The organism is Bacteroides sp. (assembly GCF_052357945.1).
In the GTDB taxonomy this organism is placed as follows: domain Bacteria; phylum Bacteroidota; class Bacteroidia; order Bacteroidales; family Bacteroidaceae; genus Bacteroides.
In genome coordinates this window covers 1-9,899 of sequence record NZ_DAWCXD010000166.1, presented here as the reverse complement: position 1 = coordinate 9,899, position 9,899 = coordinate 1, and the positions used below count along the sequence as shown (strand labels likewise).

At 35.4% G+C, this 9,899-nt stretch carries 9 protein-coding genes; 7 read left to right on the top strand and 2 right to left on the bottom strand.

Features of this window, described 5'->3' with window-relative positions; all coding sequences use genetic code 11:
- Positions 1 to 385: 385 nt before the first annotated feature.
- Both ACT8YW_RS19945 and ACT8YW_RS19940 read left to right on the top strand, forming a co-directional pair.
- Complete coding sequence (locus tag ACT8YW_RS19945; RefSeq protein WP_004302598.1) at positions 386 to 889, top strand: RNA polymerase sigma factor; 504 nt, start codon at positions 386 to 388, stop codon at positions 887 to 889.
- 217 nt (positions 890 to 1,106) lie between these two features.
- Entirely contained in the window at positions 1,107 to 1,883 is a 777-nt protein-coding gene (locus tag ACT8YW_RS19940) for a Cof-type HAD-IIB family hydrolase (RefSeq protein ID WP_444106910.1), read from the top strand.
- A gap of 406 nt (positions 1,884 to 2,289) precedes the next feature.
- Here the strand turns inward: ACT8YW_RS19940 and ACT8YW_RS19935 are convergent, their stop codons facing one another.
- Positions 2,290 to 3,264 (bottom strand): Abi family protein, encoded by a 975-nt coding sequence (locus ACT8YW_RS19935; protein ID WP_444106909.1) that lies wholly within the window; start codon positions 3,262 to 3,264, stop codon positions 2,290 to 2,292.
- A gap of 618 nt (positions 3,265 to 3,882) precedes the next feature.
- Between ACT8YW_RS19935 and ACT8YW_RS19930 the strand changes: the two genes are divergently transcribed.
- From ACT8YW_RS19930 to ACT8YW_RS19915, 4 genes are all read left to right on the top strand, one after another.
- The gene (locus ACT8YW_RS19930; protein WP_444106908.1) at positions 3,883 to 5,106 is read left to right on the top strand and encodes a tyrosine-type recombinase/integrase; all 1,224 of its coding nucleotides are present in this window, start codon (positions 3,883 to 3,885) and stop codon (positions 5,104 to 5,106) included.
- A 225-nt stretch (positions 5,107 to 5,331) separates the two neighbouring features.
- Entirely contained in the window at positions 5,332 to 5,838 is a 507-nt protein-coding gene (locus ACT8YW_RS19925; protein ID WP_444106907.1) for a hypothetical protein, read from the top strand.
- Between the two features lie 352 nt (positions 5,839 to 6,190).
- Complete coding sequence (locus ACT8YW_RS19920; protein WP_444106906.1) at positions 6,191 to 7,432, top strand: hypothetical protein; 1,242 nt, start codon at positions 6,191 to 6,193, stop codon at positions 7,430 to 7,432.
- Between the two features lie 83 nt (positions 7,433 to 7,515).
- Positions 7,516 to 8,169 carry an A1S_2505 family phage non-structural protein gene (locus ACT8YW_RS19915; RefSeq protein ID WP_130057460.1) on the top strand — a complete coding sequence of 218 codons (654 nt, stop codon included), beginning with the start codon at positions 7,516 to 7,518 and terminating at the stop codon, positions 8,167 to 8,169.
- Between the two features lie 286 nt (positions 8,170 to 8,455).
- Here the strand turns inward: ACT8YW_RS19915 and ACT8YW_RS19910 are convergent, their stop codons facing one another.
- Positions 8,456 to 9,133, bottom strand: a complete 678-nt coding sequence (locus ACT8YW_RS19910) for a hypothetical protein (protein WP_444106905.1) — start codon at positions 9,131 to 9,133, stop codon at positions 8,456 to 8,458.
- A 218-nt stretch (positions 9,134 to 9,351) separates the two neighbouring features.
- Between ACT8YW_RS19910 and ACT8YW_RS19905 the strand changes: the two genes are divergently transcribed.
- Positions 9,352 to 9,720 carry a helix-turn-helix domain-containing protein gene (locus ACT8YW_RS19905; RefSeq protein WP_004291651.1) on the top strand — a complete coding sequence of 123 codons (369 nt, stop codon included), beginning with the start codon at positions 9,352 to 9,354 and terminating at the stop codon, positions 9,718 to 9,720.
- Positions 9,721 to 9,899: the final 179 nt, after the last annotated feature.

Below are 9,899 nucleotides of genomic sequence, written 5' to 3'. Positions count from 1 at the left end.
TATTACTATTATTAATTTCTAGGTTACTTTTTGCAGTAAAATAATACTTTTGTTCCCATAATTAGAATGTTTTAGTAACAGATTCTAAATTAAGTCTTATGAATTTTTAAAGATGAAAAAGACAGCTGTTTGTGAAAATCGCTAATATTGTTTGTTTTGTTTGTGTTATCCCATTTTGAGTCAGGTGTGACTTCAAAATGGGATTTTCGCTATAAGGACAGTCTCAAAACCACCTAAATACTATCAGAAATGACCTAAATTCTATCAACTGATAGATTTTCCCCTAAACAATGTTTGTTCTTCACCTGCCACATTTGTTGAAAACGCGTAAACTTGCAACATCGAAATGATGATAACGAATACTCACAATTTAAAAATAACGTATATGAAAAGTTTAAGCTTCAGGAAAGATCTGATAGGAGTACAGGATGAATTACTCCGTTTTGCATATAAACTGACAACCGATCGTGAAGAAGCAAACGATTTGTTACAGGAAACCTCATTAAAAGCATTGGATAACGAAGATAAATATACCCCCGACACAAATTTCAAAGGATGGATGTATACTATAATGCGGAACATCTTTATTAATAATTACCGCAAAATAGTGCGCGATCAGACATTTGTCGATCAGACTGAAAACCTCTATCACCTTAACCTGCCACAAGATTCAGGTTTTGAAAGTACGGAAAGAGCTTACGATTTAAAAGAAATGCATCGCGTAGTCAATGCTCTGCCGAAAGAATACAGAGTTCCGTTTGCTATGCATGTTTCAGGATTCAAGTACCGTGAGATTGCAGAAAAGCTGAATCTTCCGTTAGGTACTGTAAAGAGCCGCATATTCTTTACCCGTCAGAAATTGCAGGAAGAATTAAAGGACTTCCGCTAAACGTTTACTATCAATTTTCAGTTGGTATCAATAGGTATAGGGCAAAAGGATCTCGTTTCCTTTTGCCTTTTTTATTTTATGTGTTGGAGGTTTGTATTTGTTATGGGAATTTTTTCAGTAACTTTGTCACTGTTTAATTGACTGCTCTGACTTATCAGTCAAGGATAGTCGATTTGCTTCTCTAAATTGTTGAAGAATGAATAAAGATATAAATGTTATGATAAAAGCGATCATGCTCGATGTGGATGGAACATTGGTAAGTTTTGAAACTCATAAAGTGTTGCCATCCTCTGTTGATGCCCTTAGGAAGATTCATGACGGTGGAATTCGAATAGTCATTGCTACCGGTAGAGCGGCAGGCGACCTTCATGAAATAGCTGATGTTCCGTATGACGGAATTATTGCATTGAATGGTGCCGACTGTGTTTTGCGGGATGGCACTGTGATAAGAAAGCACCTTATTCCGAAAGATGATTTTAAGAAAGCCATGGAAATAGCAAAGGCCTTTGATTTTGCAGTCGCTATTGAATTGGATGAAGGTGTGTTTGTCAATCGTCTGACTCCGACTGTCGAACAGATTGCTAAAATCGTGGAACACCCTATCCCGGCCGTTGTAGACATTGAAGACCTGTTTGAAAAGAAAGAGTGTTGTCAGCTTTGTTTTTATATCGATGATGAGATGGAACAAAAGGTGATGCCGTTTCTGCCTAATCTTTCCTTGTCGCGCTGGCATCCTTTATTTGCTGACGTGAATGTGGCAGGGATAAGTAAGGCAACCGGCCTTTCGGTATTTGCTGATTATTATGGGATCGGAATGACGGAAATAATGGCTTGCGGCGATGGTGGTAATGATATTCCTATGTTGAAAGTTGCCGGAATCGGAGTGGCTATGGGAAATGCATCGGAGATAGTCAAGGCTTCAGCCAATTTTGTTACTGATACGGTGGAGAATGACGGGCTTTGTAAAGCGCTGAAACATTTTGGAATTATTTAATATTGGGTACTCTATAGCTTAATATTATAGGTGTTATTCCCCTATTGCTTATTCTTCGCCATTTCTGCTTTGTCCGTTGCTGTTGTTTTTACCTGTTTGGGAACAATTAGTTATCTTTTATTCTAGTTGGAGGATGGCTATAAAAAGGAAAAATTCCTGCAAGTGAAGCACTTGCAGGAATTTTTCAGTGGACCAGCCTGGGCTTGAACCAGGGACCTCCAGATTATGAGTCGCAAACACTTGATTTTCAATCGTTTATATTGTATTTCTTTTTATGTCCATACCTCTTGATTTCCAAGCCCGAAGATAATATTTCCTTTTCAAATAATATCTCTTGTTTTCTTCTATTTTCTTGAGATGTGTGCAAATTGTGTGCAATTAACGTGCGAATGGTATAAAGTGAAATTTATCCTCTCCAAACACCAAGATAGTTCCAATTTTCAGGGAATCCCATATCTTTTAATAATAACAATTTACCGCCTTCTGCTATTAGTCCTTTCAGATTCTTATGAAAGTCATTATTAGGACTGATTATATCCAAAATGTATTTGATACAACATAGATATGCAAATAACTTGTTTCTTTTAGTCCTTGCAATAGTATCTCTATCCAAGAACAGACGGTCTGCATTGGTTGGAAGCAAGATATTTACAATAAAACGCCTGTTCCAAACTCTACTATGATGTGCGCAACAATTTCGTAAATTAGATAGTGCATGCATCCAGTTTTCCAATATATCAACCTTGTTTAAACCTAATAGTTTGGCTACAGTCTTTTTGTTATCATCTTTATTTAATAATTCATACAAACGGCTTAGAGTACCAAAAGAGATAACTTCCAAAGTCATCCATGCAGGTGGAGTATTAGGATTGGAATACTTACTTTTATAGTGTTTGATGAAATCCTCGTTGCTTCTGTCTATTTCGTGTGTTATGTCGTCTAAAAGAGTGTCGTAAGCAAAAATCTCCTCACCATTAACTATACGTTTATTGTCCTTAAACAAAGATTCATCTTCGTACCAATGGCTATTCTTGGTGTCTTCACTATATGTTTGAACGATTTTAGTCCGAAGAGCGACCTCTATTTTTTCGATTGCATTAAATATCAGAGAACGCAAACGCCTGTCGAAACAATATAAATCAATGATGTCTTTAAAATGAATGTCTGTTCGTAAAAAGCTGTGGTCAGCTTCTGAATCCGTATTATTTTGAAAAGGATAAGTATATGCACGTAAACGATAGTAGCTGATGTTAGACAAATAGTCACCAGCTAAATTTTCATCATCTATGATTAAACCTCTTTTTTCAAGTTTTGCAACTTGTGTCTTAATTGATAAAGGCCTCTTTGTATAGGGTACTTTCTCTTCAAAATCCTCAATCATGCATATTTCTCAATGTATAGAAACTCGAAGACCTCCCCGGGTGCGCTGTTCAAATGGGAAGCGTGGGAGGTCATATTGAGTGCAAAAATAAGACTAATTTTTGGATTAACAAGCAGATAATCGGAAATAAATAGTCTGTTATATAACATTTTAACAATAAAAGTGAGCAAAAGTTTAATCAGTTAGTTAAAAACGGGATTGTATCTACATTATTATATACTTCAATTTGTATGCAGTTTTATTCTATTTTCTATGTTTATTTTGTGCTCGGAATCTTCAAACATAATTTGAAAATCAATGCAAACTCTTTAAAATAGAAGAATCGGATTCAATGGCTTTGAATGTTTAACTTTTATTATCTATTTATCGATAGCTGTATTTTTCCGACTTTTAGTGATACTTCTCAATAATGTTCTTGAAATGAGCGAAGCGTATAATTCTTATTTACAGACTAATATATATACTATGTTTTGCTATTATCGTTTTAAACCGTTTGAAACTAATGTCTAAACTACTCAAAACCAATATTCAAAAGGTTTCAAAACGTTTATATTTCCATTCAAATGAGGATATATAGACTATCGTAAGCAATTCCGCTTGCGGGTAATCACTAAAACCATGTATAATTTTTCAAAAGACGGTATCGTAGTCTCTACGGTACTTGATGCACGTACTGCCAACAAAGAAGGCAAATATCCTGTTAAAATCAAGGTTTATTATCAAAGAAAGCCCAAGTATTATTCTATTGGTATCTGCATGACGAAAGAAGAATGGAACAAACTCCCGGATAGCAAATCTTCTGAAAGCAAGAAAATCAGACAAGCCATTGAAAGTAGTTTTTCTTTAGTCCGTATGAATGTTGAAGCTCTGGCAGAGAAAGGAACATTCTCTTTTAATACGCTCAATTTGCGTTTAGGAAAGGCTACCGGTGATACTCTGAACAGTGCCATACGAGCTAAGATTGAGGAACTGAAAAACGAAGAAAGAATCGGTACAATGCAGTTCTATCAAACTACATTGGTAATGGTTGAGGAAGTCGGCGGCAAAGATATTCCATTTAGTACTGTTACGGTTGAATGGTTACAAAAATGCGAAAGACTTTGGTCGAAAACGAGAAGTATTTCTACAATCGGTATGCACATGAGAAATATCCGTACTTTGATGAATGAAGCCAAGAGAGCCGGAGTTATCAAAGAATCGCAATACCCATTCGGAAAAGGTCTGTTCGAGATAAAGACCGGTATCGGAAGAAAGAAAGGATTGACAAAGAAACAGTTGAAGGCCATTTTCGATTATAAGAGTGAAAATGAAACCACTAACAGATATAAAGACCTCTGGATATTCATTTACTTGTGCAACGGTATCAATCCGACAGACATGCTGAAATTGAAGTTCTCGGATATTGTGGACGATGAAATATGTTTTGTAAGACAGAAAACAGAGCGCACGACAAAGAATAGGAAAGAGATACGTGCAGTTGTTTCTCCCCAATTACAGACAATAATTGACAAGTGGGGAAACAAACCGTTACCCGATAATTACATATTTCCTTATATGAAAGGGCATGAAACGACTATAGAGCGTAAAGCGATTGTACGCGATGTTGTCAAGCGAATCAACAAGCGTATGAAGTTGATAGGTGAAGAATTGGGTATAGGCAATATCACCACATACACCGCAAGACACTCATACGCTACCGTATTGAAACGAAGCGGAGCCAATATCTCTTATATAAGTGAATCCTTAGGACATACCGACCTGAGGACTACGGAAGCATATCTGGCGAGTTTCGAGAAAGAGGAGCGTGCTAAGAACACTAACCTTTTGACCTCGTTTTTGTAGCCTATATAGCCTATATGGGGCTCTTTTTACTTTCCTGCCCGGTAATTCTATTCATTAGGGAATCGGGCTTTCTTTATGCAAAATTACCGGTGCGAGAGCTTAATTCTGGTTAAGAATATAGTTAAAATACCTTTTTCTTTTATATTCCGACAAAAAAGAGGATATATGTAATGTCCGATGATTCATGTATTCGGAGTATTACTAAATTCAAAAATAAATAAAGTTATGGCACGAAAGAAAAAAGTAAAAGAAGAACAAGCGGTGACTGCCGAAGTCGTAGAGACTAAAAAGAAATCTTCAAAGAAAGCACCAAAGACTAAAATGTCTGCTCAAAAAGAAAGCATACAGGAAACCGGTGTTCAAGAGCCGATTGTCAAAGAAGAAAATACGAAAGATTCTTTTAAAGACAAAGATTATACAATCGATGAGCTTATAGATATGTTAGGGCCGGATATTGATTGTGAGGATGATACAGAGTTTTCATTAACGGAAAATACTTCTTCACAAGAACAGGAATACACAATAGAGGATATGCTTTCCGCATTGGACGAGTCAATCGATGATGACGATGAAGAATGTATTTCAGATGAAATACTTGATAAATTCGACAAGACACTCGAAGAAAAAGGTCTCGGTGATGATTATTTTCGGAAGAAAGAAGAACGGCTTAAAGAAATGGAGCTGGAGCATGAACTTCACGAATTCGCCATTGATGAAATGCTGAATGAATAAGAATATCTAATTTTGTAACCTGCAACAGTCTCTTTATGAGATGTAACTTTGTGATGTGCCTTATTTTTTCTAATTTTGCATCGTCATGGCAACATGGCGGACATATTAGAAATTTAAGGTACACGAAAGTGTTTAACTGATTCTCTACGACGAAGTCTGGTAAACTATCTGTAGAACGGGAATAAGTTGGCATCTCTCGCGTCATATCCGTATATGGCGTGGGGACTGTTGCTTGTTTTAGTTCAAGGTCTTACCAGAGCCCGTCGTATAAAATAAGTTAATGGCCTCACGCTTTCTGCATTTATAAACTCTTCTGATTTGGGGCTAAGGGAGAAACGACATTCTGGTAATTATGAAGAAATTTTTATTAATGTTAGGTGCGGTAGCTTTATTTACTGCATGTAGTGATGACGGTGGTTCCGGTAGTGGCAATATCAATTATGAAGAAGGTTATAAATACCTTACGAATTTGAATGTGAGTGACGCCAAGATGATTTATCAGAAATCATCCGCAACAAGAGCAACAGGGGACGACTCTTATTACAAACTTGATTTATCAGGCAATGAGGTAAAGTTGTCAATCAAGGGAGAAGACGGTCAAGACCATAATATTGGTATTAGTAAGGTTGTCAAACTGAGTGATAAGATTATTCTGGTGAATCCTGTTGAACAAGATATTGTTGATTTGTTTTATAAACCCGGCCCTGATGATGAATATATATCTGTTAGCAATCAAAGTATTAGGTATCTCTCAATAGTAAATGTTCAAACAGAAAAGTTATACAGATGGCCGAAAGATGTACATATTGATTTGTATTACGGTTCATTGAAAACAATATTGGATAATCAAGGAAATATTTATATTGCTTCTTCTTCTAATTCAAATTATCCAGAATATAGACAAATATACAAATTGAATGTTTCAGATTTCACAATGCAGAAAATGTTACCTGATGAAGTTATATGTAATAATTTCACTGTAACCGATAATGGTTTTGTTGTGTATTGGAGTAGTCAAGAACAACAACAGAATTGCCGTGTGAAATGTCCGGGTGGCAGAATTTATCCGATTTCAGATACTTATACATTCATCTTTAACGGTAATTTATATTCCATTCGCAATAATGCGATTATTCAACATAAGACTATTGGAAATAATGACTTAGAAGAAAAAACAATATGCACCATATCTGATGAACAATTCACTGGGTATGGGGAATTTGCTGTTCCTAATCATGTGCGCAAAACACTGTTGCTGAATGAATATTATGAGTTTGACGGAGAAAAATGTACAAAACTTGATAAGCAGATTAATATTGGAGATATTCGCACAAATAAAGCATGGTACAACCGTAGCAATACAACTTTCTCAAAAATAGCAATGAAAGATTATCAAGAATCTCAGTTTCAAATTTTGGATTATGAAATACAAAGTCTTTCGGCAAATTCTGAAAGTTCTAATATCACATTCACCGGTTTCAGATATTCGGACGGTGCTAACGTTGTAGGAACTATCACAGAAACAGATGAAGTTGTTATCGATAATGTTGCAGAAAATGGGAACAAAATCATCAATCTTATTTCGTTGAACTGATAATAACCGAGAGTAATACACTTATAGAATCCTCTTATTGCTTGTGCAATGAGGGGATTTTTTATACTCAAAATTTTAAAATTATGAATAACAGAATTACCCCTTACAACATTACGGAGCTGAAAACAAATGAAATATTCGTGTTCGGCTCAAACTCAAACGGTGTACATAATGGAAATGCCGCAGCAACAGCGATGAAATTCGGAGCTATTATGGGGCAGGCTGTGGGAATACAGGGGCAGACCTATGCGCTACCTTCCAAACACATTGAGAATCTTAAAAAACATATTGATGATTTTCTGCTATATGCGGAACAACATCCGGAATATATTTTTTTAGTTACAGAGATAGGATGCGGAATATCCAAACATTCGCCATTTGAGATTGCACCGTTATTCAAAGAAGCGGTTCATATAAAGAACATCAATTTGCCTTTATCCTTTTGGGATGTTCTGAATGGTGGCATACAAGCCAGAATCAAACAGGTTGCCGAAAAAGAATCTCCTTCCGTTTCTGATTTTTGTCAAAGAACGGGATTGTCTTTTACTATACTGATGAACATTTTATTAAGAAAAGAACTTCCTACCGTCTGGATTGTGCAAAAGATACTGATTGCTTTTCCGTCTATAAATGCAAGGTGGCTACTTTTAGGAGAAGGCGATATGAAACTCACGAAACGCAATAGTTTTTTCACAAGAATAAACGATTTTCTGCATATCCTTTTCGCTTCCAAATAGACGTAAGATTATTATTTTCCCATACCAAAAATAAGGCTGTTTTCGTCTCCTGTATCGTGCTTTTCTCCTGCCTCTAATACTCGGTATAAAGAAGCACGAGCATATCTCGAATATGAAAGAATAAATAAAAGTAGAAAAATATTACATAGTGAATAAAGTGAGTAAAGTGAACTATATTTTATAAAAAGTATAAAGTTTTATATCGTTATATGGTCTATAAAATAAGAATATGCTCTATTATAAAAATATAGTTCACTTTACTCACTTTATTCACTTTTATCTTTTCTTATAAAAGGATTTCTGTAGGGCAATTCTTTATATCAAAGTTTTCTATGGCATTCCATAAATCTTCTTGATATTCATATAATGGCTCTATTAAGACTTCTGGAAAAATAGCCTTGTCTGATATTTGGGCGAGACGAAAACCGGAAGTTTCAAATTTGCGTCCAACCTCACTTTTCATTCTATAGGATTCAACGACCTCAAAAGAGTACTCTCCTAAAAACTTCAATCTGCAATATTTTTGAGGATACCAGCCGATACAGACGATTTCACCTTCAAGCAATGGTGAAAACTTGAAATAGTCCATTCCATTGAATCCTTTCTCTATGTCAAAGTCCGTATTGGTCTGTTTGTATTCGTGGCAGAATGTTTCCCAATCCTTATATCCTAAAGCACGAGCCATGAAAGATAATTTTCCAACATCCGGCTTTCTTTCCTTGTCTGCATCTTTATCTCCCCAATAACGACGTAATGTATCAACGCTGATAGTTTCAGATTGCTGGATAACGCTTCCGTCTTCATATTTTGGGAGAGGAAAATTTGTATTGCTCTGTTTCTTTATATAATCACATAAGTCAGAGTATGCATTATCTGAACTCAAATCTATATTAGAAACTCTTACTAACTCGTTTTTTAAAGTTTCAAACCTCTCTTTGTCTATCGGTATTCTTTTCTTTGCCATATTACTACATGATGTTTATGACAAAAATACAAAACGTAGCCAACTAATCAAATATATTTCATGCCTGAACGTGCCAAAATCAATAATTCCTTTTCGATAATACATGTAACCGATTAATAATTAATCTAATACAATCGTGCCTAAATGTGCCTGAACGTGCCTTTTTATGCCCTTTCAAAAGTTGGCGAACTTTGCACCAGAAACAAAAAACAAAAGGTATGGAACATCAAAAAACAAGTTATGACACGTTGCCGGAACGGATAGATTATCTGATTCAGGAAATATCGGAGATAAAAAATATTCTGATGAACAGAATAGAAAAAAGGGAAGAAATACCAAAGTGGCTGAATAAGGAGCAAGCTTTAAGATATATCCAAAAACAAGGGTATAAATTAAGTTCATCTAAACTCTATAAATTATCAGCGACAGACAATATACCTTGCCACAGGTCAGGACGTAATCTGTATTTCTTTGCTGAAGAATTGGATAAATGGTTAAACAACCAAATTGAGGAGGAAGACAAAACGAGCCAAAATCTTTCAACTCAATCAATACAATTAATTATAAAATCGGCTCAAAAAAGATAGGAGATAAATAATATGAATAGTAATAATATCCCGATGATAAATCATCCATATAAAACAGCAAAAGGCTTGAAACGGTATGTAAGAGATATTTTGAAGCAAGTACAACAAGAGGAAACATTGAAGAAAATAATGCGAATCAGTATTTGATTTATTAGTTAAAAATTAGCGTAATTAGTGCG

What these genes read in the sequence shown, in the direction of transcription:
- ACT8YW_RS19945 (WP_004302598.1), top strand. Translation starts at nt 386, where the DNA reads ATGAAAAGTTTAAGCTTCAGGAAAGATCTGATAGGAGTACAGGATGAA.
- ACT8YW_RS19940 (WP_444106910.1), top strand. Translation starts at nt 1,107, where the DNA reads ATGATAAAAGCGATCATGCTCGATGTGGATGGAACATTGGTAAGTTTT.
- ACT8YW_RS19915 (WP_130057460.1), top strand. Translation starts at nt 7,516, where the DNA reads ATGAATAACAGAATTACCCCTTACAACATTACGGAGCTGAAAACAAAT.
- ACT8YW_RS19905 (WP_004291651.1), top strand. Translation starts at nt 9,352, where the DNA reads ATGGAACATCAAAAAACAAGTTATGACACGTTGCCGGAACGGATAGAT.
- ACT8YW_RS19920 (WP_444106906.1), top strand. Translation starts at nt 6,191, where the DNA reads ATGAAGAAATTTTTATTAATGTTAGGTGCGGTAGCTTTATTTACTGCA.
- ACT8YW_RS19930 (WP_444106908.1), top strand. Translation starts at nt 3,883, where the DNA reads ATGTATAATTTTTCAAAAGACGGTATCGTAGTCTCTACGGTACTTGAT.
- ACT8YW_RS19925 (WP_444106907.1), top strand. Translation starts at nt 5,332, where the DNA reads ATGGCACGAAAGAAAAAAGTAAAAGAAGAACAAGCGGTGACTGCCGAA.
- ACT8YW_RS19935 (WP_444106909.1), bottom strand. Translation starts at nt 3,264, where the DNA reads ATGATTGAGGATTTTGAAGAGAAAGTACCCTATACAAAGAGGCCTTTA.
- ACT8YW_RS19910 (WP_444106905.1), bottom strand. Translation starts at nt 9,133, where the DNA reads ATGGCAAAGAAAAGAATACCGATAGACAAAGAGAGGTTTGAAACTTTA.